We start from the raw sequence: 23,540 nt of genomic DNA, 5'->3' as shown, positions 1-23,540 counted from the left end.
ACAATAAAAACATGAATAATCGTGACCGTTTCTATCTACGCCCCGCCGCGCGTGTCGACGCCGACGCAATCCATCAACTCCGAGCCGCCATTTTTGCCCAAGAATTCCCCGAATTTACGTTCGACGACGTCGCCGAGCACGACGAACTTGTCCGCATTCTCACCAACCCGCAAAGCACAAGCATCTGGCTTGCTGACCTCAACAACACCATCGCCGGCTATATTCGGACCGACTCGCTCGGCGTCGGCCACAACCGAATGCTCGCCGTCACCTGGTTCGGCGTGCGCGCTGATGTTCGTCGTCGTCACTATGGAACAAAACTACTCAACGCCGCCATCGGCGACATGCCCGCATACGCATACGCGCCCCGTGCCATCGCGAGTAGCACCGGTTTCTACGAAAATAACGGGTTCACCCACATCGAAAACGACGACGACGCAACCGCCGTCGCTATCGATCTTCTGCCAAGCATGCCACAATTAAGCACATGCTCAGCATTTATACGTTAACCGCTCAGCTGTTCAAGAAAGCGATCTTCACATTAAGCGCCGTCGCGAACGCAGTCCAGCCAGCGTATGGAAGGAGTGCGATACCAGCAGCAGGGCTTACTTTCCCTGCACGATACGCCAAATATGACGACGACGCTGCCAACGCCGCCACCTCGCCCGCCGAAAGCCAATTATTGCGGACATTCCAGTAGAGCGCGCTCCAGGTCGCATTAAGAACTAAATTCGTTCCCAATGCGCGCTTGAACTTCTGGCGCTCCGCCGCAATTTTCGCTAACTTGTCTGGATCGTCGGCTGCCTCGGCGGCCTTACGATCAAGCTTCGTCAACACCGCCGCCGAAGCGCCAGCGATCGACGTATACAATACTGACCACGCAATCGGGAAGGCGACCTCAGGCGGCTGCCATGAAGGCTTGACCTGCATCTTGTTCCACAACGTATCAGTGTTAGTAGCATATGAAGCAATACCGGCAGCTATCCCAGTAGCAACCGTTGTCTTAACAATATTTTTCAACAGACTCATGCATATAGTCTTGTACCTATAATAGGGTTATACCGATATTTTAGCTGTGAGCAGATAATGAACGAGAAGAATACCAAGCAACCGATTCTAGGCAATGGCAGATTTGCGCCGTCGCCAACCGGTGACTTCCACATCGGAAACCTACGGACTGCGTTGCTGGCATGGGCATGCGCGCGCTCAACCGGGCGAGGATTCCATATGCGGGTCGAAGACCTCGATGAACGATCCCGCCCGGAATACTGCCTACGGCAACTTGAAGACCTAGCCGCTCTCGGCATCGACTGGGATGGTCCGGAACTCTACCAGAGCCAGCGCATCGATAGGTATGAAGAAATATTCACTTCGTTGCTGAAATCGGGGCGTCTGTACGAATGCTACTGCACCCGAAAAGAACTGGCATCAGTTGCCTCTGCGCCACACCGGCCACCCGGATCGTATCCTGGCACATGTCGTGATCTTACCGAGTCGGAACGCGAGGCAGGGCGGGAAAAATTGCGCGGAACCAACCGTGAGCCGGCGTTGCGCTTGCGAACAGATGCATTGAGCGGGGAACTTGTTGATCAGCAGCTAGGATACTACTGCGGAGCAATTGACGACCTTGTTATTCGGCGCGGGGACGGGGTTTTCTCCTACAATTTCGTCTCGGTTGTGGACGATGCTGAATATAATGTGACTCAGATAGTGCGCGGGGATGACCTGCTGCCGTCCACGCCTCGGCAAATGCACTTACAGGATTTGCTGGGGTACCCAAATCCGGTTTATGCTCACATGCCACTCATTCTTAACCAGGCTGGTGCCCGGCTGGCTAAACGTGATGGGGCAGTTACTTTGCGTCAGCTGGCCGAGTTGGGCTGGTCGAGCGCAGATATTGTTGAATTGCTGGCTAGCTCGTTATATATGGGAGAAGCTGGCTGTGCTACTGCAGGTGATGTTAGTGCAGCTGTTTCTGTTTCTGTTTCTGGTTCTGGTGGCACAAGTGGTGCTGGTGCTGGCACAGGTGGTGCTGGTGCTGGCACAGGAGGTGCTGGTGCTGGCACAGGTGGTGCTGGTACCAGTGGTGCGGATATGGCACGGAAACGGTCCGGCATCCGCGATACGGCAACCTTTCTGAACGTCTTTGATCCGGCGGCTTTGCCGCGTGAGCCATGGCGGGTAAATGTAGAATTGCTAGCTGCTGGTCCGGCTGTTTGGTTTACTGACTAAATAGCCAAGGCCCTTGTTCAGGTATGGTGGGCTAGGCAACCTTGCTGGCTTGTTTCGCCTCTTCTCTTCAGCAACTTTCTTTCGATCTCTCATCAGCCGGCGGTCCATTCCGCTCAGCTCTAAGCTGCCGGCAGACTCTCCTACGCCGCCCAAGCGCCGGCAGACTCTCCTACGCCGCCCAAGCGCCGGCTGTCCTTTCCGCTCGGTTCTGAGACGAGATAAAGCTGAAAAACTAGCTGTCGATGCTCTATACCGAGTTTTCGGGACAGTAGGCGACTGCACTTAATAAAATGCAAGGGGTGAGCGCTGATGCGTGAACTGCTCCCTGAAAGTTGGACTTGTTGATTGGGTTCCTTCTTTCAGGGGGGTAGTTTTATGTTGGCTTCGAGTAGGGCTAGTGCGTACCAGCGTGAGCAGTTGGTTTCGTTGTTTGAGGCTGGTTTTGGTGCCTATGCTGCTAGCAAGCATGTGGGTGTTGGGGTGAGAACTGCAGAGAATCTATGGGAGAGGTGGCGTGTTCATGGCAGACTTGTCCTCATCAAAACTGTTAGAGAAATGGGTTCGGATCTATCGGGGCAAAGGAGTAGACGGGTTACGTCCTCGCCTAAAGGGTCGACCAAGAAAAGATCCACATCAACCCCGGCCAGTTAGTGAGCTCGATCAGCTCAAACGCCGTTTAGAGTACTTAGAAGCGGAAAATGCTTACCTAAAAGCATTAAGGGAGTTGATGAACAACGAGCACTAACCCGGACCCGGGTCGTGGCAGATCTCAAGTCCCGCTATCGCTTTAGTGACTTACTACGTATTGCCGGGATTGCTCGCTCAACATTCTATTACCATCAAGCACATGGCCGATATGGTCACCGGCGTATCCGGTTAGCGTTAATGAAAGATGGTTGGCGGTTAACCGTGACTTTGGTGTCACGGAAGTCGATCCGTCAATGGGTCTCGGATGTCACTCAAGCTCCGAGTATGTGGCAAGAAAGTCTATTTCTCACCCATTATCGACTTGTTCGATGGGGTCATTATCGCTGCCACGCATGCTTTTCATCCCATAACAGCTTTCACAGCTACTTCTTTAGTCCAAGACTATCGCCAAGGAAAAACCTCAGCCAGGATTGATTGTTCATACTGATCAAGGATTTCATTACCAGCATGTATCGTGGCGTAACCAGCTTGACCAACTCGACCAATACATTACCTGGTATAACAACAACCGTATCCAAGAACGACTCAAGGGCCTGACCCCGATTGAATACCGAAATCAAGCCCTTGTAGTCTAACGAGTAGGATACGATTAAAACTGTCCAACATTGGGGGGCAGTTCAAATGCGCTCACCCCGTGCGAGTTTTAATCTAGTAGTTAGCTAATATTTAGTCACTTATTCCCAATTTTGGAATCAATTGCGTCGCGTGCTTGCGAGATTTTATCTGCATGCTGCTCGCCGGCGACCTTCTTAGCTACTTCTTCGGTCTTGTCTAGAACCATGTCCGAAATTTCTTCGGCCTTGTCGCTCTTGAGTACGTCCTTGTTGTTCTCAAGTGTTTCTTTTGCTTTATCAAATAGTGACATGAGAGCTCCTTTTCTTTTGCCTATGTGTCAAGAATATAGGTACTTCTGCTACTTCGATGTTGTTGCAGACGATTTCTGGGAGCAATTTAGCTAGCGGGTGAATATGCTGGCTTCTTCCATCTTTGGAAGCCGTGTTGAAGTAAGTATTTTATCCATATCTTGGTCTCATTCCAGCGAAGCCAGATGTCTTCGTATGTTAACCGGACAGTGAGGAACCCACAGATCAGGGCGGAATTACTCCGTGATCGGTCATTTTGATAGTTAGCCATAGATGTATGGTGGGCGCGACTGTCACATTCGACAATCATGCGCGGATGGACAAAAATATCCACCCTGCCAACATGGTTAATACTCTTTTGTGGTGTTACGCGAAAACGGAGTGACTGAATGTAATTGCGCACTCGTGTTTCGCTACCTGACTGGCTCCCGCTACATAGCCTTTTAAGCAATCGTTCAGCACGCGTTATTGGTATCTGTTTAAGGAGTCTACGAGCGTAATTGATCTGGATAAGACCTTTATTGATAGCTGATTCAAATACTATGAGAGCAGTTTCAAAAGGTTCATAGCGTGCTGCATGAATCAATGCAGTATCGAGGGAAACCAAGGGGCCAGGTAGCTTTGCAGTCAGATGCCGACGGGTGACTCCCCGTGTCCGCGAACGTCTAACAAAGTCTGGAACTGCCACGAATATATCTGTTGTTGGTGGTGTCCACAGGCCATATATTTTGCAGGCTGACAAGCTGGTCAAGGCACCATAGTGTCGTACTGCAGTGACTAAATCTGGATGCGCGTCTGGAGTCGCGTACCACCCGCGACGAACTCGGTATATTTTCCCTAATCTCATTGCGCGCTCGCGGGTTCGACGAGTATGTATCCCAATGAGTCTCAGCTCTCTGGTACGGAATATTCCGAGTTTGGTTGGTCGCGGAGGAAGATGAGTATACATAAACACCATTATCGTGACGCGGCTTTAGAGTTTTCGTTGCTGCTTAAATCTGTGGATTAAAACTGACGGCAGCTACATTGTGGAAAACAGAAAGTCGTAAGGCGCCTCCAGACAGCAGTGCAAATGTTTGCTTGAAAAATATCTGTCCCAAAAGCTCGGTTGGTGGCGTGGATGGTTCGGTATGTTGTTTATCTGAGACCTCGACCGAGTTTTCAGGACAGGGCTGGCAACCGGCAGGATAGGGTTGGCAACCGGCAGGGCAAGGCGCGGGACGAAGAGCAGGTCGGGACGGCACGGCCCACCTGGCAGCCTGGCACTCCCATAAAAGCAAGAAAATTAGATGAAGCTGATTCAACTATTGTTAATTAAGGTTGAGTGGAATAGACTCAAGGTATCAAGCGTTTATCTCAGTAGAAAATAATTTGCCTAGCTCGTTGGGGCTAGGTGCGAAGGAGTTTTACGATGGATAAATTGACAACGAAATCGCAAGAGGCGCTTGCTGATGCGATAGATATGGCAATGCGTGCTGGCAATCCGCATGTGGAGCCGGCACATCTGCTGGTTGCTCTGCTCAAGCAATCCGGCGGGGTTGCGGGTGCGCTGTTGGACGCGGTGGGCGTGGAGTCTACTAAAATCATTGAGCGCGCCCAGGCACAGATCGCAAGTTTCCCCGCAGTTCAGGGGCAGGCTGCTTCTCAGCCCCAGGCTTCCCGGAATTTGTCGCTCGTCCTGTCCGATGCGGGTAAAGAGGCTACTGCGCTGGGTGATGCATATATTTCTACTGAGCACCTGCTTTTGGCGTTGGCGGCGAACCAGAGTTCTGCCGGCGATATCTTGCGTTCCGCTAATGCTGGTCGCGATCAGTTAATCGCAGTGTTGCCTAATGTGCGGGGTTCTGCAAAGGTAACGTCTCCAGATCCTGAGGGTACGTTTAAGGCGCTCGAAAAGTATGGCACGGATTTGACGCAGATGGCTCGTGAGGGAAAGCTGGATCCGGTTATCGGGCGTGATACGGAGATTCGCCGTGTGGTGCAGGTCCTTTCGCGGCGTACGAAGAACAATCCAGTGCTTATCGGTGAACCTGGCGTGGGCAAGACGGCGGTTGTTGAGGGCTTGGCCCAGCGCATTGTCGATAGTGATGTGCCGGAGTCACTGCGTGGCAAGCGGCTTATTTCCCTTGATATTGCTGGGATGCTGGCTGGCGCTAAGTATCGTGGCGAGTTCGAAGAGCGGTTTAAGGCTGTTTTGCAGGAGATTAAGGAGTCCGACGGCGAAGTCGTCACCTTTATCGATGAGCTCCATACTGTTGTCGGTGCTGGTAGCGGCGGCGATGGGGCTATGGATGCGGGCAATATGCTCAAACCGATGCTGGCTCGTGGGGAGTTGCGCCTGGTTGGCGCTACTACGCTCGATGAGTATCGTGAGCACGTTGAGAAGGATCCGGCGTTGGAGCGCCGATTCCAGCAGGTGTTTGTGGGTGAGCCGAGCGTGGATGATACTGTCGCTATTTTGCGTGGTATTGCGCCGAAGTATGAGGCCCATCATAAGGTGACTATTTCCGATGGCGCCTTGGTTGCGGCGGCTACTCTTTCGGATCGTTATATTTCGGGCCGTCAGCTTCCGGATAAGGCGATTGATCTGGTTGATGAGGCGGCGTCGCGGTTGCGGATGGAGCTGGATTCTTCTCCGGAGGAGATTGATGTTTTGCAGCGCCAGGTGGATCGGTTGAAGATGGAGAAGTCGTATCTTGAGGAGACTGATTCGGATGATGACGCTTCGGCTGCTGATCGTCTGGATCGCTTGAATGCGGAATTGGCGGATAAGTCTGAGGCGCTTGCTTCGTTGAATGCTCGGTGGGAGTCGGAGAAGGCCGGCCGGAATAAGGTTGGCGATTTGCGCGTGCGTCTTGATGAATTGCGAACTGAGTTGGAAAAGGCAATTCGTGAAGGCCGGTACGAGGATGCAGGTCGTATCCAAAATGGCGATATTCCGCAGGTTGAGGCTCAGATTGAGGCTGGTGAAGAGGATAAGGACACGGTTGTTGATGAGGCTCCAATGATTGCGGAGAAGGTTGATGCTGATGGTATTGCCGACGTGGTTTCGGCCTGGACCGGTATTCCGGTTGGGCGGCTCATGCAGGGCGAGACGGAGAAATTGTTGACGATGGAGGATGAGATTGCTAAGCGTCTTATTGGTCAGCGTTCGGCAGTCCGATCAGTTTCTGATGCGGTGCGTCGTTCCCGGGCTGGGGTGTCCGATCCGCAACGTCCGACTGGTTCGTTCTTGTTCTTAGGGCCAACGGGTGTGGGTAAGACGGAGTTGGCAAAGTCGCTTGCTGAGTTTCTGTTCGACGACGAGCGCGCAATGGTTCGTATCGACATGTCGGAATATTCAGAGAAGCATTCTGTTGCTCGCCTCATCGGTGCCCCTCCGGGATACGTTGGCTATGAGGAGGGCGGCCAACTAACGGAAGCAGTTCGTCGTCGTCCTTATGGTGTGGTTCTTCTTGACGAAGTTGAGAAGGCGCATCCGGAAGTGTTCGATATTTTGTTGCAGGTTCTCGACGACGGTCGGCTCACTGACGGCCAGGGTCGCACTGTTGATTTCCGCAATACGATTTTGATTTTGACGTCGAATCTTGGTTCGCAATTCTTGACGAATACGGAGCTGGATGTGGCGGGGCAACACAAGGCTGTTATGGATGCTGTGCATGCTCATTTCAAGCCGGAGTTTTTGAACCGTCTCGATGATCTGATCATTTTCGAACCGTTGAGCGTTCAGGACATCGGCAAGATTGTGGATCTGCAGGTTGCCCAGATGAGTCAGCGGTTGGCGGCTCGTCGTATTTCTTTGGAAGTGGAAGACGATGCGAAGTCGGTTTTGACGTTCGAGGGATATGATCCGGCATTCGGCGCTCGGCCGTTGCGTCGGCTGGTGCAGCGTGAGATTGGGGATCAGCTAGCTCGGATGCTACTTGCCGGTGAAGTCAGTGATGGCCAGACGGTGATCGTGCGTAGTGCCGAGCTCGATACCTCGGTTTTCGATCGGGAAACGGGCATGCCGGTTGCGACAAGCGACCGCCCGGTAGACGATGGTCACAAGTTGCAATTGCTTGTTAAGGAGCAGTAATACTGTCTAGTTGTCATGGTGGTTGTCCCAAAAAGTGGACAGCTGTGGGATTTGTGTAGTTGGGCGGGTAAGCTCCTTGCTATGACAGATCATGAAACATTACTAGCTGAATCGGCAGAGACCATGAGCGTCCCTGCCGATTCAACTATGCCAACGAAACATATTCAGCTCAAACGTGGTTTAACATCTGCTCAGGTATCGATGATCGGGCTTTCGGGCGCGCTCGGTACTGGCTTGTTTTTGGGGTCGGGTTCGGTGATTGGTTATGGTGGCCCGTCTACTGTTATTGCTTATTTGGCGGCTGGCCTTTTGGCTCTATCGGTTGTGTGGGCACTGGCTGAAATGGTGTCCGTTCATCCGGTTCCGGGCGGGCACGGTGCGGTAGCTGCATCCTACTTGGGACCTTACGGCGGATATGTGACGCGCTGGAACTTTGCGGTCACAATGCTGATTGCGGTGGGTGCAGAAGTGACTGCAACGGCAACATATTTGCAGTTCTGGTTCCCGAGCCTGCCACTGTGGGTGGGCACGGTTTTGTGTTCACTGTTTATCGTGGCGTTGAACTTGTTCTCGGTGCATTTGTATGGGTCGAGCGAGTACTGGTTCTCGATGATCAAGGTGATTGCTATTGTCACGTTCATTGCTCTGGGATTGTCAATTGTTTTTGGCTTGTTCCCGGGAATTGACGCGATTGGCACTCGTAATCTCACTGAGTATGGCGGGTTTTTCCCTAAAGGGATCCCGGGTTTGTTGGCTGCTATTTGTTTGGCTGTTTTTTCTTTTGGCGGCATCGAGAATGTGTCTGTGGGTGCGGCAGAGTCGGAGCATCCTGAGCGTGATGTCCCGCGGGCGGCGCACACAATGATCTGGCGCCTGTTACTTTTTTATGTGCTAGCTATCTTGGTTGTGCTCATGTTGCAACCGTGGGCGGAAACTGCCGGATCAAATGGCACGATTGATGAGTCTCCGTTCGTGCGTGCGCTGGATATTACTGGTGTTTCTGGTGCGGCGCACATTATGAATGCGATTTTGATCGTGGCTGCGCTTTCGGCTGCTAATGGTTGTTTGTATTCGTCGAGCCGGATGATCCATTCGCTGGCTAATGACCGTCAAGCCCCGAGTTGGGCTGCGGTGACTGCGCAAAATGGTTCGCCGCGTCGTGCTGTGATTATTGCGATGGTTGGCATGGTTATCGCTTCGGCGTTGGCTATTGCTAGCCCGGCAAATGCGTTCTTGTGGCTCTACGGTTGTGCGACGATCGGTATTTTGGTCACCTGGGTGATGACGATGTTGACTCATATGGCGTTCCGTGCCAAGCGTAAGGTAGCCGGGTTGCCGTTGCCGGAGCATCGGTTGTGGGCGGCGAACATTGTTGCGCCGTTGGCGATTGTTGTGTCGATCGGTATCTTTTTTGGTCTGTACTGGTTATTGCCGGTGGCTTGGTATGCTGGTATTCCATACGTGTGTATCTTGACGTTGTCTTATTGGGTTGTTCGTAGTGTGCACTCGATGCAGACTCGCGATTTATTGGAAGAGGATTTGGCTTCTCGCTAGATCGTCTAGAACTCACTGTGGGCTACATCGACACGATGTAGCCCACAGTTTTCACTTGAGGTTGTTACGAGAGTTTTATGCTTGACGACGACGTCGGGAGACTCCCGCCGCAAGTGCGCCTAGGCCGATGAGTGCTCCAGCGCCGAGCAATGCTTCACCTGGCGCAACACCCGTTTGGGCGAGCTGTCCAGAAGCCTTGTTTTGGACGCTAGCTGGTGCCGTCTTTTGAATCGGCTGTGCTGGTGCTGGTTGTGTCAGTTCTGGTGCCATTGGTGCAGGGTGCTGTGGCATCAGTTGTTTTGGAGCGCACCGTTCTTTCTCGGTTTTCACGGACTCTTCGTGCAGAATGCGCTTGGTGTTAAGTTCCTTGGTGACCTTGTCAAGCTCGGCGGACGAATCTGCGATACGGCCACGCATTTCCTTCACGTCAGCGATCTGCTTGGTGAGAGAATCCTGTGTCGCAACTGCAGAATCATGATCCTTACGGGCTCGATCTAGCTCGTGCTGAGCAGCCTCAAGATCTGCTTTAGCTTGAGCTAGTTCGTTGCGGAGCTTTTCCGTACGACGGGTTTCCGCAACGACCTTCTCTGCTTGTGCTTTTTCAGCTGCTAGAGCTTCGCCATAAGCCGCTTCAAGTTCCTTAAGACGTTTCTCAGCATCGTGCAGTTTCATCTTAAGGTTGGCCAGTTGCTGTTTTGCTTCGTCCAACTTTTGCGTAAGTTCTACAATGTTGTTCGTAATTGGCGTTTCTTTCAAAGCTTTCAACTCTTGCTCGAGCTTTGCTTTTTTCTTCGACAGTTCGTCGATCTTCACCTGCTGTTCAGCGAGAGCTTTCTCCGCTGAAGCGATGTCGCGGATAGCCTTTTTTAGGATGTGCTCGGCAGAGCGAACATTATCAGAAGAAATAAGTATTTCTTTTTGAAGCTCGGTTAGCTCCTTTTCAACGATCTTAATTTGGTGGTTGATTGTAGAAATATTTTCAGTCCAAAGTTCGAGAGTGTTCTTTTTTTGTTGAAGCGTGTTCTTAAGCGTCTCCAGCTCGTGTGTTAGTTGCTCTACTTTTTTAACTGTTTCAGCTAGCGCGAGCTGTTTCTTTTCAATTGTGTCTCGTTCAGTATTTAACTGGCTGATCTTTTCATCCAGCTTGTTTTTGTCTTCATGCAGCTTGTTCTTCTCGTTAATGGTCCGTGCAATATTTGCATCTATATCTTTGGAACGGGCAATCAGTTGTGCCAGATCGTTGCTCTCTTGAGCTTCAACTGCAACTTCAGCTTTCCCAATTTTGGGCAGGATCTCCTGTTGTTCTTGCTTTAGCTCTCTCAGTACCCTTTCTTTGGTGCTGATTTTGCCTAGTAGCTCTGCTTTCGCAGTCTCTGATTCTCCTAGTTCTGTTAATACTTTACGGCGTTGATTTTGTAGGTCTGCCTCTAATTGTTCTTTAGCTGAGAGCTCCTCTAGCTGTTTCATAAGGCCAGCAATCTTCTTCTCAAGATCGGTGATTTCTTCTCGAAGTTTTGCTGCTTCTCTTTCGTCCTCACCTTTTTGTGCGCTGAGAACTTTGAGCTCTTCTTTCAAGTCGTTAGACTTCTTAATCGCTTCTAGACTACGCTTATGGGCGGAGCTGAGGCCGTCTTCTGCTTTCTTTTTAGCAGCTTGCGCCTCGTATAGTGGCTCGTTCAGACCGGGGAGAGTTTTTTCAGCCGTTTCGAGTTCGTCAGTAGCTTTCTTTAGCGCGTCGTTTGTTTCGTCAATCTTCTGCTTTTGCTCTGCAACTGCGCTGTTGTATCGATCTTTCTCGTCCTGCAAGGCTTTTTCTGCAGCAGCTACTTCTGATTTCGAATGTTTAACTGCTTCTTTACTCTTACTGACTTCTGCGCGGGTCTTGTCGCGGTCGGCTGCAATAGCGTCAAGGTTCTTTTGGGCAACGGCGAGTGCCGTCTTGGCTTTTTCTAGTTCCTGAGTTTGCTTGTCTAGAGCCTTGTTGAGCTGATTGATCATTGATTCGAGTTGCTTAATCTTCGCAGTCGCACGATCGATCGCGTTTTGTGCCTGAGCGATTTTATCCTTATTAGCCTCGGCGGCTTTGTCTAGCTCAGCTAGCTTATGCTCAGCCTGAGCACGAGCCTCTTTTTCCGCGTCAAGCTTCTTCATGAGTTCGCTATGGCGCGTTTTGAGTGTCTCCAAAGCCTTTTCATGCGAAGCGACATTCGCTCGCGCCTGGGTGCACTGAGCTGATGGTGCAGTGGGTGTTGTGGCAAAGGCCGTGCCATAGGGATGGACAAGTGCTGTTCCGGCGATCATGAGGCTCAGAACTGAATGTGTTGCGTATTGTTTAAAATTCATAGGTTGAATAGTAGAGAATTTATTTTTGACATTTCAAGGCAGAATGTTACATTTTTTAATTATGTTTTCTAGATCATAAAAATTGACACTTTAGCCCACGTTTGTCTGAAAAATGCCTGGGAAGATTGCGGGAAAAACGAGGGATTTTCACCTCAACCAAATGCGCTAAAATGGCGTGGCTGAACGGGTCAGCCACGCCACGTCGTCGTCGAAAAACGAAAAAATTATCGTTCGCGACCGCCAGCAATAAACTCTTCCAGACGCTCACGTGCCAGAGCGTCGCCAAGCTGCTCCTTCGGCGACTTCATCAAATACGATGAAGCTGACAATAAATTCCCTGAAATGCCGCGATCAAGCGCAATCTTGCATGCTCGCAAAGCGTCGATCACAATACCGGCAGAATTCGGCGAATCCCAGACCTCCAACTTGTACTCAATCTGAATCGGAACCTCGCCAAACGTCGTCCCCTCAACCCGCACAAAAGCAAACTTACGATCATCGAGCCACGGCACATAGTCCGACGGGCCAACATGAATATTGTGCGGATCCACCTCGCCTGTCATATTCGACGTCACCGAATTCGTCTTAGAAATCTTCTTCGACTCCAACCGATTACGCTGCAACATATTCTTGAAATCCATGTTGCCACCAACATTTAGCTGGTACGTCCGGTCAATACGCACCCCGCGCGACTCCATCAACGCCACCAAATCACGATGCGAAATAGTTGCACCGAACTGTGACTTAATATCATCGCCGATAATAGGCAGGCCAGCATCCTCAAACTTCTTCGACCACTCCTCGGTAGAGGCAATGAAAACCGGCAAACAGTTGACAAACCCACAGCCGGCATCGATAGCACACTGGGCATAGAATCGGTCCGCTTCCTCGGAACCAACCGGCAGATAAGAAATGAGGACGTCCACCTTCGCTGCCTTCAGTTTGGCAACAACATCAACTTCTAGCTCGTCCGACTCAGTAATCGTCTCGCGGTAGTAGTCACCGAGGCCATCAAGCGTGCGGCCACGCAACACCTTGACACCAGTTTCTGGAACGTCGCAGAACTTCATCGTATTGTTTTGGGACGCAAAAATGGCCTCCGAAATATCTTTGCCGACCTTCGCTGCGTCAACATCGAATGCGGCAACAAACTCAACATCTCCCACGTGGTAGCCACCGAAATTAACATGCATAAGGCCAGGGATTGTGCTGTTTGGGTCGGCATCTTTATAGAATTCGACACCCTGAACGAGTGAGCTGGCACAGTTGCCGACTCCAACGATACCTACGCGGATTTTGGACATATTTTCTCCTTTGATCGGTCTGCTTGCTGGTTTGGCGGCGGGCAGTGAGTTAATTGTTAGGACATAATTGTCATGACAATTAACAGTCTCGCTTGTTAGTGGGCAAGATGCAAGTGCGACACGACACGTCTGATCCTATTGGCTAGGGGATTGGGCATGGTGCGAGTGCGAGTGTGGGTGTGGGTTGTCCCTAAAACTCGTCTCTGGAAGGAGATAGATGCATATAGTAGCTATCTCTGCTCTACGACGAGTTTTTGTGACAGCGGGGAAGAATGCTGAGCTAGCTGCCGGGCGGTGCGAGGCGGACAGGCGCCGCCCCGCCGCCCCGGCAAGGCTGCGCGCCCCGGCACCGCCCGGGCACCTCCTGCCCGAATATGCCAAACTGGAAGCATGTATGAAGATTTTTTACCGGCTGACACCTTGGCATTCGATCACTCTTACATGACGCTCACCGCCGGCCCATGCGGCGTGGAGATAGCAGGGATCGCCGGCGATCCCGACGTGGTCTATCCGCTGGCATCGGTCACGAAGCCAATCGCGGCATGGTCTGTGCTGGTAGCGGTAGAACGTGGGCTGGTTTCTTTGGACGAACAAGCCGGACCAGAAGGGTCAACTATTCGCCATTTGTTGGCGCACGCTTCGGGTTTGCCGTCGGCGGCAGGAGATCCTATTGCAGCACCTGGCACCCGCCGGATCTATTCAAACTATGGTTTTGACGTGCTGGGCGAGGCGGTTGCGGCGCGGGTTGGCATGTCGATCCAGGACTGGGTGCGGCAGACGGTGCTTGAACCCGTGCGCATGCTGGACGCCAGCGTGGATGGCTCGATCGCGTTTTCTGGTCGGGCGTCGCTCGATTCGGTGGCGCGGTTTGCGGGGGAGTTGCTGGATCCGCAGCTGATTTCGCCCGAGCTGGCCCAGCAGGCATTTAGCCCGCAGTTTGCCGGGATTCCCGGTATTTTGCCAGGTTATGGCCGCCAGTCGGATAATCTGTGGGGTTTGGGTTTGGAGATCCGTGGCACTAAGTCACCGCACTGGACGGGATCTGATTTTCCGACGACGACGTTCGGTCACTTCGGCCAGTCCGGCTCGTTTGTGTGGGTCGATCCGGTGGCCAACCAAGCGGGCGTCTTTTTAGGAAACCGGATGTTTGGCCACGAGCACGCCGAGGTTTGGCCAGAGCTAACTAATCAGATGCGGGCTAGTTAGCAAATTCGACGATCACTGGCACGTGATCTGAAGCGCCCTTACCTTTGCGTTCGTCGCGGTCGATTGCGCCGGCGATCGTGCGTTGGGCCAGTCCTTCCGATGCCCACACATAGTCGATCCGCAAACCCTCATTCTTCGGGAAACGCAACTTTTGATAATCCCAGAACGTGTAGTTCGTGGCGAAATCTCGCGAAACCTCACGCATGCCAACTGTATTGAACGCATGGAAAGCTGCCCGTTCGGCGTCGGTCATATAAATATCGTCATCTAAGGCGAAACGGTCCCACACGTCGTCGTCGGTGGGAATAACATTCCAATCACCAACCAGTGCCACATCGATACCCTGCTGGGTTTGAGTCTGGGCGAAGTCGCGCAAGGCGCGCAAAAACTCCAACTTATAGAAATAGTGCGGATCGCCAACCGCCCGGCCATTAGGAACATAAAGCGACCACAAATCTATTCCGCCTACGCGAGCGCCGATCGCACGTGCTTCAATCGGGCCGTTGATAAATGTGGAACCGTCGTCGGGAATACCCTTGGTGAACCCGGGCTGGCCGGGAAACTCGTAGCGCACATCGGATAAACCCACGCGGGAAATAATCGCCACGCCGTTCCATTGGTTAAGCCCATGGGCGGCGATCTCGTAACCGGCTGCCTCAATCTCGGCTGCCGGGAATTGCTCGGGTTTGCACTTGATTTCCTGCAACGCCAACACGTCTAAATCGTGACGTTCTAGGACGTTTAGGATGCGCTCGGCGCGGGCGCGGGCAGAGTTAATATTCCACGTTGCGATCTTCATGAGACCAGTCTACGGGGCACGCGGTAGTCTTGTCGTATGGGACGAGCGTTGATTACCGGAGCAAGTGCAGGGCTAGGGCTCGCCTTTGCTCGCCAGCTAGCTAGTGATGGGCACGACGTCGTGCTGGTTGCGCGCAACCAGGAACGATTGGACGACGTCGGTGGCCAAATTCGAGAAACCTACGGCGTTGAGGTTGAAGTTATTGCCGCCGATCTTGGTGATGTGGCGGATACCCAGCGGGTGGCGCAGCGGCTGGGCGCTAGAGATGAGCCGATTAGTTTGCTGGTCAATAATGCTGGTTTCGGGCTGGGTCAGGATTTTGTGGGTGGATCCATTGCGCGTGAACTTGATGGCTTGAATGTGATGGTTCGAGCAGTGATGATGCTCAGCCACGCGGCTGCCGAGGCGATGGTAGCGCGCGGGCGAGGCACGATTATTAATGTGGCCTCGATGACCTCGCTGACCGTGCAAGGCACATATTCAGCGCACAAGGCATGGGTGCGGACGTTCAGTGAGGGGCTGGCGGTAGAATTGGCGGGTACCGGGGTAGGGGTGACGGTGGTTAATCCGGGCCTGATTCGCACCGAGTTCCATGAGCGTTCCCACGTAGATTCGTCGCAGTGGCCGGCAGTGGTATTTGCTAGCCCCGAGCAAGTGGTGCGGGCTGCGTTGGCGGCTGCCCGGGCGGGCCGAGTTGAAGTGACGCCGACTGTGCTGTACAAGATCGCGAGCGTGGTGGTGCGTCATGCCCCACGCAGACTCGTGCGCAAGTTCGCCGGTCCGGGGCTTTCCGGGCGGGGTAAGCTGCGCAGACTAATTGTTGAATGTGAAACGGTTTTATAATTTATGTTTCCAAACATTTTTCTTTTTCATAACTAGAGTCCTAGTTAATTTATTTGGAACGTTAGTTTCATTACTAATTCGGTGTTAATGTTTTAGTGTATAAGTTTTAAAGCAGTTCTTTCACAATTAACGGGAGAAAGCGGCATTATGTTCGATCAAAGTGGCAAGATGTCAATTTATGAGATTTCCGATGAAGAAAGCTATGAACTATCTGAGGAAGAAAGAGAAGATACGAGCATCTCAGCTGGTAATGATGTTGAAGTTTCGTATTCTGGGCAAGATTTTGATGTCGAAGGCCTTGTACGCAGGCTAAATAAAGATGACATCCTTATTCCTCGATTTGGAAACAGGAACGATGATATTGAAACTGGTGGCTTCCAGCGTGGGTTTGTGTGGAATAAATCGCAACAAGATAAGTTTATTGAATCAATTTTACTTGGGTACCCGATCCCAAATATTTTTTTGGTGAAACAGGAAGATCAACGACTGCTCGTTCTTGATGGACAGCAGAGGTTAGTTACGTTACAGCAGTTCTATAACGGCTTTACGCTGGGGGATCGTAAGTTTACTCTTGAATCCGTAGATGAGAGGTTTAAAGGGAGAGATTATCGAAGCCTGCCGGATGACCTCCGCCGTCAGCTTGATAACGCGCTTATACAGGCTATAGTTCTTTCAACCAGACCAGACCCGATGAATCATCGAGCGATATACCAAATTTTTGAGCGCTTGAATTCGGGAGGCACACAACTCACATCTCATGAAGTTCGTATTGCTTCTTATGCAGGAGATTTAGTGGACTATATTGAGGATCTCAATTCGAATTCTTGTTGGCGAAAGTTATATGGCAAACGTAGCCCACGAGTGAGGGATCATGAGCTTGTCACGAGAATTCTCGCAATGTACTTAGGCTGGCAAGGATATAAGCGACCGCAGAAATTATTCTTAAATAATTTCATGGAAAGTGGCCTCACTCCCAACATTAAGAATGCTGGCACGCAATTTCTTCGTGCTGCAGAAATTTTATCAAGTAGTAGTTCTTCCGATGTTGCGCTCAAATTCCTATCGAATCAGGTGAATAATGCTTGGTCCGACGCCTTGTTTGTTGGTTTAATGACACGACTTAGTGAGTCTGGTATCGAAATTGATGAGGTGGAAAATTGTGTAAGAAATTTAAGAAAGAACCAGGATTTTAGTGCAGTGATTACTGGTTCGACTGCAGATGAGCGTCAGGTCATGGACCGGATGAATATTGCGATTTCAGCGTTTAGAAATGTTGATTAATCATGAGTCGTGAAAATCCAATAACTTTAAAGGATGTGCAAAACTGCGAGTCAACGCTGAACGACATAGAAAAATATCTATTAGAGTTGGAAAAAAATGATCTTCAACTGAAAGATCGAACTGGTGGTGATGCAGGAACTGAACAGGATGCTCTTGTTAACTATTTTTTAAAACTCTTAGTTCTTCAATCGTCAGCTTATCTTGAGACTGTGTTGAAATATTATCTGAATATGTTTATTGAGACATACTCAAATCGAGAATTTCACTCATTTTTGCGGGGGAATATCGTGCCCTACGGAGAGAATCCGCGTGCTGACTCCATCAGGAAACGGATGAAATGTTTGGATCAAACGATAGTAGAGGATTTCTGGGAAAAAATGAAATCCGAAATGCAGTACAGCGCCAAGGTTAGAATGCCAACAAATGGCACGATTAAAAAGTTGCTTGATGATTTTGTTAATGAACGAAACTCAGTGAGTCATAGTGGGAATTTACGTGCCCCAATGTCAAAAGTTTTCTGCTATGTCGAAGTGGTTCGGAAAGTCGCTGACCTATTGAAAGACGCCTTTGCTCAACAATTCTCCCATACCGATCCTTTTAGGACTACTTAGACTCAGACATATCTCTAATTTAAATTGGCGTTTCAGCATATTTATAGGTGGTGCCATTTGTTGTTACCGAAAATTTTAGTTTTTGCTGACTCTACTATATTTTGATTAGTTGCTTTAGACTATTGAGAGTTTTAACTATGACGAAGAAATTAATTCACGTGGTTGGTGCTGTTTTTGTGTGCGACGGTAAAATTATGGCTGCGCAGCGTGGTCCGGGGCGTGCTCTCGAAGGATATTGGGAATTTCCCGGTGGAAAGATCGAGCCAGGGGAGAGCCCGCAGCAAACACTTGCTCGTGAGCTGCGTGAAGAATTGCTTACTGACGCCGAAGTAGGTGAATTCATTGCCCGATCAGAGTATGAATACGATTTTGGAATCGTTCGGCTCGATGCTTACTTTGCAAATATTATAGGCAGCGAACCAACCCTGACTGAGCACCAAGAAATCCGCTGGCTGGGAGCTGATGAACTATTCAGTGTGCAATGGGCGCCGGCTGATATTCCAGTCATTGAGGAGCTGCAAAATATCTACGAAGTTCCTGAAATGTTAATTCACGAATATTTGACTATTGTAAAATAAAATCGCTATTAACACTCTATCGGATAGGTGAAGCAGCAATGGAACAAATCTCGTCTGTTGAACAAGGATTAGCTGATGCTCTTGTAGCGGGTTATGCAGATGGCGCGCGGTGGTATGACCAGAAAGTTCTGCCTGGAAATTTAGCTATTATAGCACAGGCCGTAGATCTTTTAGATATTAACCAAAGTGATGACGGGTGGTTTACTAGGTTCCAAGTTCAAAAATCAAATTCGTTGAATTTTGTTCTTGAGAGAGAATATGGAAAGCCTTCACTCGATAACGAAAATGCTGCGAATGAGTATGATAAACTAATTTCTCAGAATCTTTCTGTGTTGGCATGTGCAGGAGTTTTAGAATCACAATCTGGAAAATGTCGAAGATATCGGGTTCGGAATAAGCCTGTTTTAGTTAAGCTCTCAGGGAATGAAAGTGTTTGTCGAGTTTTTCTAATTAAGTACATACGATGGTCTTTAGAAAATTTTAACTGGTGGCAGAATATAGAAAATTACATAAATGGCCAGCATACCAATGACGATATGCAAACACTGAAACGTGCGTTTTGTGCATTGATGGTTGAGCAGGGTTTAGGCTCTCGGGGCGCAAAGGATCCCTGTGTAGAAGCAAGTAGAATTTTTTCGAAGGTTATCAATTTAATTGCTTATCAATATATGGTTCCAGGTGTTGAACGCGGAAAGGTTATGAAGCAGCCGCCAAGCTCTTATGACTTGACTTATAATCGGCCTAATTTTCGAGATTACCGCACTGGAAAGCCGAAAAATAAAACTAGGAAAGAGTACTATCAGATTCTTGAAAACCAGGCAGTTGGTCAACGTCAGACAATTCTAAACTCTGCAAAGAAAAAAGTTCGTGATTATCATGCGGGAATCTCCGAAGTTGGTGATACTACTGGAATTAAAGCTTCTCATATCCACCATATTTTCCCAGCAAGTCAATTTCCCGCGTTAAAGGATACTCTTGAGAATTTGATTGCTTTAACTCCGGGGCAACATTTAGGTGAAGCACATCCGAATGGAAATACAACGATTGTGGATCCTATGTTTCAGCGAATATGTTTAGCCAGAAAACTAGAATCCATTAAAACGAGTGTAGATATCGGTGATGGAATGTATTCATACGAGAATTTTTCACAAGTCCTTAAAGAGGGATGGGGGCTGGAAGTAAAGAATGCAACTTATGAGAAACTTCAAGAAATGATCATTGCTTACGTCGTTTAGTTTTACTTCATCAAAATATAGAAGAGCTCAAGTTTACTTCCAAATATATTCAGGCGGAAGTAAACTTTGGAGTGCCCTAAGTTTTTAAGGTCAGGTGACTTGAGTGTTGTCTATTGATACCCTGCCTATGGTTGGGGAGAATGGGTCAATGGTGAAAAAGTTTAGTAAACACACCTCCTTAAACAAGCTGTTCGTAAGTTGGAAAGGCTCGGGAACTTAAAGAAGGTGGGGCGAGTATGGCCCAGATCCTGACCGGACAGGAAATTAGGTAAGCGAGGCTAAATCGGTGGCAGGCTACCTACGGGTCAATGACTAGGTGTGAGGCTAAAGAACTCCAGCGCTTACGCGAGGAGAACTCGCGCTTGAAGCGCCTGCTAGGCCAGGAGGAGCTGGAAAAGCAGCGTGGATGGAATTGTCAGAGGGAAACTTTTAAGCCCAGCTTGTTGCCACGATGCAATATGGTATCTGATCGAGTTGGGTTATTGCCAAAGACTTGCCTGGCACATTGTTGTGCTCTCAGGCAGTGCTTAACGGCATGCAAGATGCTACGATAGCAAATCTGTTAAGTATCCTCCCTTGTGCTAGTGGATGCACGCATTTGCTCAAGGATCATCGCCGGTGGGGTAACCGGCGTGTCTAGATTACAGCCCTAGCACAAGGATATGGAGTATGTCGGGAAACCTTCTTCCGAATCTGGCGCCAGGAAAGTCTGAGTGCAGCACCCAGGAAGAAACGTAAGTGTTTAACTGGTATAGATCATCGTGAGGTTCTCCCGGTTAATACCCCTAAAGACGTGTGGGCGCATGTTTTCCAGTGTGATTCAGGCCCGGTGTGGGGAGAAGATCAAGATGTGTAACATCATTGAGGAATATATCCGTGAACATGTTGCTTTCGTTGTCGATGATAGACGTGATGCGACTTCGGTCATCGAGTTACTCGATCTGGCCTGACTCGAACATGGTGGCAGGCCACGGGTGATCCGGTTGGATAACGGACCTTGAATTTATCTCTCAAGTCTTACATGAATGGGCTGGTGAGGATCAGACGCTTCAGGCGATTATTCCACCTGGCCAGCCTTGGCATAACGGGTTTGTTGAATCGTTTCACAATCGAATGAGAGACGAGCTCTTTGAAGATAATTGCATCGAGAACTTAGAACACGCCCAAACGTTGGTGGCTCACTGGTCACGGCGCTGAAATAACTTCCATCCGCGTTCCTCGATAGGCTACCTTAGCCCACGACAATATGCGGAACAATGCAAACAGGAAAACACGGTCAACTCTTAAGCCAACTGGACCTAAAAACTAGACCACTCCAAACCGTAGTTAGATGCGGTAAAACCGGGTAAAGTAAAATCCATAACGTAAAGACAGAACAAATCTCAGTATGCTTCAAGCTGTTATAGCGTAATAACTATCAGAATAAAATGATTTCTGACTTGCTGATATAGAATAAAATGACTTTTCACTTATTAGTAGGAGGTAGAGTGATGAAAAAGTTGGTATTTGGAAAGCATGGGCAGGTTCGGTTCAAATCAGAAGAAGAACTTCAAGAGGCAATTGAATATATTTTGAGTTCTGATAATGTTGATTTCCGTGTTCATGAGGACAATCAAAACCAAGGTGCATGGGGGCCGGAAGAACGGATTCATTTTAAAGAGGAGGAGGGTGTTCCGGAGTGTCTGAAAAGGAACATGACAGCGGGGAGAGCAGGTATTTATGGCAGGATTAATTGCAAAGAATTTTGCGAGCTAATTCGTGCAAAAGCGTAGAAAAATGACAAATTCTCGCCTTTAAATTCGCTTAAAATGTTTACAGGTTATCCCTGCTGATGATTTAGTAGAAACAGAAAATGACTTTTATATAATTGGAATTACTTGTTTTAGGTGCTGTCTTTGGAGAAGTTTTGTCGAGAAGGACTTCTTTTCTGAATGTGGCATAAGGCGCGGAAGACTGTTGAATAGTGGAGTGCCCTAAGTTTTTAAGGTCAGGTGACTTGAGTGTTGTCTATTGATACCCTGCCTATGGTTGGGGAGAATGGGTCAATGGTGAAAAAGTTTAGTAAACACACCTCCTTAAACAAGCTGTTCGTAAGTTGGAAAGGCTCGGGAACTTAAAGAAGGTGGGGCGAGTATGGCCCAGATCCTGACCGGACAGGAAATTAGGTAAGCGAGGCTAAATCGGTGGCAGGCTACCTACGGGTCAATGACTAGGTGTGAGGCTAAAGAACTCCAGCGCTTACGCGAGGAGAACTCGCGCTTGAAGCGCCTGCTAGGCCAGGAGGAGCTGGAAAAGCAGCGTGGATGGAATTGTCAGAGGGAAACTTTTAAGCCCAGCTTGTTGCCACGATGCAATATGGTATCTGATCGAGTTGGGTTATTGCCAAAGACTTGCCTGGCACATTGTTGTGCTCTCAGGCAGTGCTTAACGGCATGCAAGATGCTACGATAGCAAATCTGTTAAGTATCCTCCCTTGTGCTAGTGGATGCACGCATTTGCTCAAGGATCATCGCCGGTGGGGTAACCGGCGTGTCTAGATTACAGCCCTAGCACAAGGATATGGAGTATGTCGGGAAACCTTCTTCCGAATCTGGCGCCAGGAAAGTCTGAGTGCAGCACCCAGGAAGAAACGTAAGTGTTTAACTGGTATAGATCATCGTGAGGTTCTCCCGGTTAATACCCCTAAAGACGTGTGGGCGCATGTTTTCCAGTGTGATTCAGGCCCGGTGTGGGGAGATGATCAAGATGTGTAACATCATTGAGGAATATATCCGTGAACATGTTGCTTTCGTTGTCGATGATAGACGTGATGCGACTTCGGTCATCGAGTTACTCGATCTGGCCTGACTCGAACATGGTGGCAGGCCACGGGTGATCCGGTTGGATTGAAGTGTCCCAGGTTTTCTTGCGTTTGAGAAGATGGGGAAATGTTTATCATGTCAAAGAAATTTGTTTCGGATGCTAAGGATCGGGTGGTCGGGCTTATCGTAGATAGGATCCTTGCAGAGGGACTAACTATTAGTGCTGCGTACCAGGTTGTGGCACCCAAACTTGGGGTTTCGTGGCACTCGGGGCGTTAATGGGTTCAACAATCACGGCGTTCGGGTGGGGTTAAGCGGGCTCAAGAAGAGGTTATTACGGTAAATGCTCGGCTGGGCCGAGAATTCCAGGAGCTACGTGATACGAATGAGGTCAGATAAGCTGCGTCAGCTTTTTTCGCGTCCGAACTTGGCTCGTGGGCGTTGGGAAATGATTGCGTTTATTGATGAACATAAGGATCGTTTCGCATGTCGTGTTTCATGTGCGTGACGTTGAATTAAGCATCGTGAGGGAGGATTCATTACCTTTCGTGGCTATCGTTATGCCAGGTCGGTTCCGTTAAGCGCTCGAGCCAGACGCGATAATGATCTTGTGGGGATTATGCGTGGATATTCATGTCTCGAATTATGGTGTGTATGGGGTGGGTAAGATGTGGCGTGCTTTAGGGTGTGCCTGGATCATGATTGGGCGTGAACAAATAGCTAGGCTTATGCGTTTAGCCGGGTTGTCAGGCAAAGGTATAGGCCGATCCTCGGTGGTGAGTCGGCCAAGAAGATGTGAAGATACTCGTCTTGATTTAGTTAATCGTCATTTCTGTGCCGTTAAACCCGGCCAGTTATGGGTGGGGCGATATTACGTATGGTCGAACACGTCAGGGGTTTGTGTATGCGGCTTTTGTTGTGGATGTTTTCAGCCGTAAGATCGTGGGGTGGGGGTTGTTGGATTCTATGCGAACCCAGGCTTTACCAGGCGTTAAACCAAGTAATTGCTTGTGCGAAGGAGGTGCGGGCTAGTAGATCATGGTGAGCATGGTTCTCTGTACGTTTCGATTGTGTATAACGAGCACCTAGCACAGGGGAGGGATT

21 protein-coding genes are annotated in these 23,540 nt (G+C 49.7%); 16 read left to right on the top strand and 5 right to left on the bottom strand.

Translation table 11 applies throughout. The features are described 5' to 3' along the window. Window positions 1-11 precede the first annotated feature (11 nt). Window positions 12-509: a GNAT family N-acetyltransferase gene (locus tag BLT51_RS01360; protein WP_091278978.1), complete on the top strand. Its 498-nt coding sequence runs from the start codon at window positions 12-14 to the stop codon at window positions 507-509. 4 nt (window positions 510-513) lie between these two features. Here BLT51_RS01360 and BLT51_RS01355 read toward each other — a convergent pair whose 3' ends face one another. Then, window positions 514-1,029 carry a TspO/MBR family protein gene (locus tag BLT51_RS01355; RefSeq protein ID WP_091278975.1) on the bottom strand — a complete coding sequence of 172 codons (516 nt, stop codon included), beginning with the start codon at window positions 1,027-1,029 and terminating at the stop codon, window positions 514-516. A 57-nt stretch (window positions 1,030-1,086) separates the two neighbouring features. Here BLT51_RS01355 and gluQRS point away from each other — a divergent pair, with 57 nt between their 5' ends. Continuing rightward, window positions 1,087-2,232 carry a tRNA glutamyl-Q(34) synthetase GluQRS gene (gene gluQRS / locus BLT51_RS01350; RefSeq protein WP_091278971.1) on the top strand — a complete coding sequence of 382 codons (1,146 nt, stop codon included), beginning with the start codon at window positions 1,087-1,089 and terminating at the stop codon, window positions 2,230-2,232. Window positions 2,233-3,350: 1,118 nt separating this feature from the next. After that, window positions 3,351-3,515 carry an IS3 family transposase gene (locus BLT51_RS09460; RefSeq protein ID WP_197672580.1) on the top strand — a complete coding sequence of 55 codons (165 nt, stop codon included), beginning with the start codon at window positions 3,351-3,353 and terminating at the stop codon, window positions 3,513-3,515. A gap of 95 nt (window positions 3,516-3,610) precedes the next feature. Here BLT51_RS09460 and BLT51_RS01335 read toward each other — a convergent pair whose 3' ends face one another. Further along, on the bottom strand, window positions 3,611-3,805 hold the full coding sequence (locus BLT51_RS01335; RefSeq protein WP_091278967.1) for an Rv0909 family putative TA system antitoxin: 195 nt from the start codon (window positions 3,803-3,805) through the stop codon (window positions 3,611-3,613). Between the two features lie 1,409 nt (window positions 3,806-5,214). Between BLT51_RS01335 and clpB the strand changes: the two genes are divergently transcribed. Together clpB and BLT51_RS01320 are read left to right on the top strand one after the other, a co-directional pair. Further along, a complete protein-coding gene (gene clpB, locus BLT51_RS01325) occupies window positions 5,215-7,881 on the top strand; it encodes an ATP-dependent chaperone ClpB (RefSeq protein WP_091278962.1) in 2,667 nt (888 codons plus the stop codon). 81 nt (window positions 7,882-7,962) lie between these two features. Continuing rightward, entirely contained in the window at window positions 7,963-9,435 is a 1,473-nt protein-coding gene (locus BLT51_RS01320) for an amino acid permease (RefSeq protein ID WP_231943959.1), read from the top strand. Window positions 9,436-9,510: 75 nt separating this feature from the next. Here the strand turns inward: BLT51_RS01320 and BLT51_RS01315 are convergent, their stop codons facing one another. Both BLT51_RS01315 and BLT51_RS01310 read right to left on the bottom strand, forming a co-directional pair. After that, complete coding sequence (locus tag BLT51_RS01315; protein ID WP_091278960.1) at window positions 9,511-11,778, bottom strand: coiled-coil domain-containing protein; 2,268 nt, start codon at window positions 11,776-11,778, stop codon at window positions 9,511-9,513. A gap of 224 nt (window positions 11,779-12,002) precedes the next feature. Then, the gene (locus BLT51_RS01310; RefSeq protein WP_091278957.1) at window positions 12,003-13,082 is read right to left on the bottom strand and encodes an inositol-3-phosphate synthase; all 1,080 of its coding nucleotides are present in this window, start codon (window positions 13,080-13,082) and stop codon (window positions 12,003-12,005) included. Window positions 13,083-13,472: 390 nt separating this feature from the next. Here BLT51_RS01310 and BLT51_RS01305 point away from each other — a divergent pair, with 390 nt between their 5' ends. Further along, window positions 13,473-14,288 (top strand): serine hydrolase domain-containing protein, encoded by an 816-nt coding sequence (locus tag BLT51_RS01305; RefSeq protein WP_091278955.1) that lies wholly within the window; start codon window positions 13,473-13,475, stop codon window positions 14,286-14,288. On the opposite strand, the gene BLT51_RS01300 is transcribed toward BLT51_RS01305, so the two are convergent. Next, window positions 14,281-15,087: an exodeoxyribonuclease III gene (locus tag BLT51_RS01300; protein WP_091278953.1), complete on the bottom strand. Its 807-nt coding sequence runs from the start codon at window positions 15,085-15,087 to the stop codon at window positions 14,281-14,283. The two genes, BLT51_RS01305 and BLT51_RS01300, sit on opposite strands and share 8 nt — an antisense overlap. Window positions 15,088-15,123: 36 nt before the next feature. On the opposite strand from BLT51_RS01300, the gene BLT51_RS01295 reads away from it, so the two are divergent. The 10 genes from BLT51_RS01295 to BLT51_RS09450 all read left to right on the top strand — a co-directional run bounded on the left by BLT51_RS01295 (window position 15,124) and on the right by BLT51_RS09450 (window position 23,374). After that, window positions 15,124-15,930 (top strand): SDR family NAD(P)-dependent oxidoreductase, encoded by an 807-nt coding sequence (locus BLT51_RS01295; RefSeq protein ID WP_091278951.1) that lies wholly within the window; start codon window positions 15,124-15,126, stop codon window positions 15,928-15,930. 168 nt (window positions 15,931-16,098) lie between these two features. Further along, complete coding sequence (locus BLT51_RS01290; protein WP_172801290.1) at window positions 16,099-17,211, top strand: DUF262 domain-containing protein; 1,113 nt, start codon at window positions 16,099-16,101, stop codon at window positions 17,209-17,211. A 2-nt stretch (window positions 17,212-17,213) separates the two neighbouring features. Beyond that, on the top strand, window positions 17,214-17,822 hold the full coding sequence (locus BLT51_RS01285) for a hypothetical protein (protein ID WP_091278946.1): 609 nt from the start codon (window positions 17,214-17,216) through the stop codon (window positions 17,820-17,822). A gap of 137 nt (window positions 17,823-17,959) precedes the next feature. Further along, window positions 17,960-18,400 carry a (deoxy)nucleoside triphosphate pyrophosphohydrolase gene (locus tag BLT51_RS01280; RefSeq protein ID WP_091278944.1) on the top strand — a complete coding sequence of 147 codons (441 nt, stop codon included), beginning with the start codon at window positions 17,960-17,962 and terminating at the stop codon, window positions 18,398-18,400. A gap of 38 nt (window positions 18,401-18,438) precedes the next feature. Then, window positions 18,439-19,635 (top strand): hypothetical protein, encoded by a 1,197-nt coding sequence (locus BLT51_RS01275; RefSeq protein WP_091278942.1) that lies wholly within the window; start codon window positions 18,439-18,441, stop codon window positions 19,633-19,635. A gap of 987 nt (window positions 19,636-20,622) precedes the next feature. Then, complete coding sequence (locus tag BLT51_RS09455) at window positions 20,623-20,832, top strand: integrase core domain-containing protein (RefSeq protein WP_091278933.1); 210 nt, start codon at window positions 20,623-20,625, stop codon at window positions 20,830-20,832. A 290-nt stretch (window positions 20,833-21,122) separates the two neighbouring features. Then, window positions 21,123-21,407 carry a hypothetical protein gene (locus tag BLT51_RS01265; protein WP_197672579.1) on the top strand — a complete coding sequence of 95 codons (285 nt, stop codon included), beginning with the start codon at window positions 21,123-21,125 and terminating at the stop codon, window positions 21,405-21,407. A 1,164-nt stretch (window positions 21,408-22,571) separates the two neighbouring features. Next, window positions 22,572-22,715, top strand: coding sequence for a hypothetical protein (locus BLT51_RS09185; protein WP_172801289.1), 144 nt, complete (start codon window positions 22,572-22,574; stop codon window positions 22,713-22,715). 106 nt (window positions 22,716-22,821) lie between these two features. Continuing rightward, window positions 22,822-22,944 (top strand): hypothetical protein, encoded by a 123-nt coding sequence (locus BLT51_RS09375; protein WP_269456645.1) that lies wholly within the window; start codon window positions 22,822-22,824, stop codon window positions 22,942-22,944. A gap of 94 nt (window positions 22,945-23,038) precedes the next feature. Then, a complete protein-coding gene (locus tag BLT51_RS09450; protein ID WP_407922099.1) occupies window positions 23,039-23,374 on the top strand; it encodes an IS3 family transposase in 336 nt (111 codons plus the stop codon). Window positions 23,375-23,540 lie beyond the last annotated feature (166 nt).

It is taken from the genome of Arcanobacterium phocae (assembly GCF_900105865.1).
Lineage (GTDB): Bacteria > Actinomycetota > Actinomycetes > Actinomycetales > Actinomycetaceae > Arcanobacterium > Arcanobacterium phocae.
Note: the sequence above shows the minus strand (reverse complement) of the source record. Positions and strands in the feature narration are given on the sequence as shown.

Excerpts from the sequence above, each read along its gene's own strand:
- BLT51_RS01315 (WP_091278960.1), bottom strand. The coding sequence starts at position 11,778 with ATGAATTTTAAACAATACGCAACACATTCAGTTCTGAGCCTCATGATC.
- BLT51_RS01320 (WP_231943959.1), top strand. The coding sequence starts at position 7,963 with ATGACAGATCATGAAACATTACTAGCTGAATCGGCAGAGACCATGAGC.
- BLT51_RS01280 (WP_091278944.1), top strand. The coding sequence starts at position 17,960 with ATGACGAAGAAATTAATTCACGTGGTTGGTGCTGTTTTTGTGTGCGAC.
- BLT51_RS01300 (WP_091278953.1), bottom strand. The coding sequence starts at position 15,087 with ATGAAGATCGCAACGTGGAATATTAACTCTGCCCGCGCCCGCGCCGAG.
- BLT51_RS01355 (WP_091278975.1), bottom strand. The coding sequence starts at position 1,029 with ATGAGTCTGTTGAAAAATATTGTTAAGACAACGGTTGCTACTGGGATA.
- gluQRS (WP_091278971.1), top strand. The coding sequence starts at position 1,087 with ATGAACGAGAAGAATACCAAGCAACCGATTCTAGGCAATGGCAGATTT.
- BLT51_RS01335 (WP_091278967.1), bottom strand. The coding sequence starts at position 3,805 with ATGTCACTATTTGATAAAGCAAAAGAAACACTTGAGAACAACAAGGAC.
- BLT51_RS01295 (WP_091278951.1), top strand. The coding sequence starts at position 15,124 with ATGGGACGAGCGTTGATTACCGGAGCAAGTGCAGGGCTAGGGCTCGCC.
- BLT51_RS01290 (WP_172801290.1), top strand. The coding sequence starts at position 16,099 with ATGTCAATTTATGAGATTTCCGATGAAGAAAGCTATGAACTATCTGAG.
- BLT51_RS09375 (WP_269456645.1), top strand. The coding sequence starts at position 22,822 with ATGAGGTCAGATAAGCTGCGTCAGCTTTTTTCGCGTCCGAACTTGGCT.
- BLT51_RS01305 (WP_091278955.1), top strand. The coding sequence starts at position 13,473 with ATGTATGAAGATTTTTTACCGGCTGACACCTTGGCATTCGATCACTCT.
- BLT51_RS09450 (WP_407922099.1), top strand. The coding sequence starts at position 23,039 with ATGATCTTGTGGGGATTATGCGTGGATATTCATGTCTCGAATTATGGT.
- BLT51_RS01310 (WP_091278957.1), bottom strand. The coding sequence starts at position 13,082 with ATGTCCAAAATCCGCGTAGGTATCGTTGGAGTCGGCAACTGTGCCAGC.
- BLT51_RS01275 (WP_091278942.1), top strand. The coding sequence starts at position 18,439 with ATGGAACAAATCTCGTCTGTTGAACAAGGATTAGCTGATGCTCTTGTA.
- BLT51_RS01285 (WP_091278946.1), top strand. The coding sequence starts at position 17,214 with ATGAGTCGTGAAAATCCAATAACTTTAAAGGATGTGCAAAACTGCGAG.
- BLT51_RS01360 (WP_091278978.1), top strand. The coding sequence starts at position 12 with ATGAATAATCGTGACCGTTTCTATCTACGCCCCGCCGCGCGTGTCGAC.
- clpB (WP_091278962.1), top strand. The coding sequence starts at position 5,215 with ATGGATAAATTGACAACGAAATCGCAAGAGGCGCTTGCTGATGCGATA.
- BLT51_RS09185 (WP_172801289.1), top strand. The coding sequence starts at position 22,572 with ATGTCAAAGAAATTTGTTTCGGATGCTAAGGATCGGGTGGTCGGGCTT.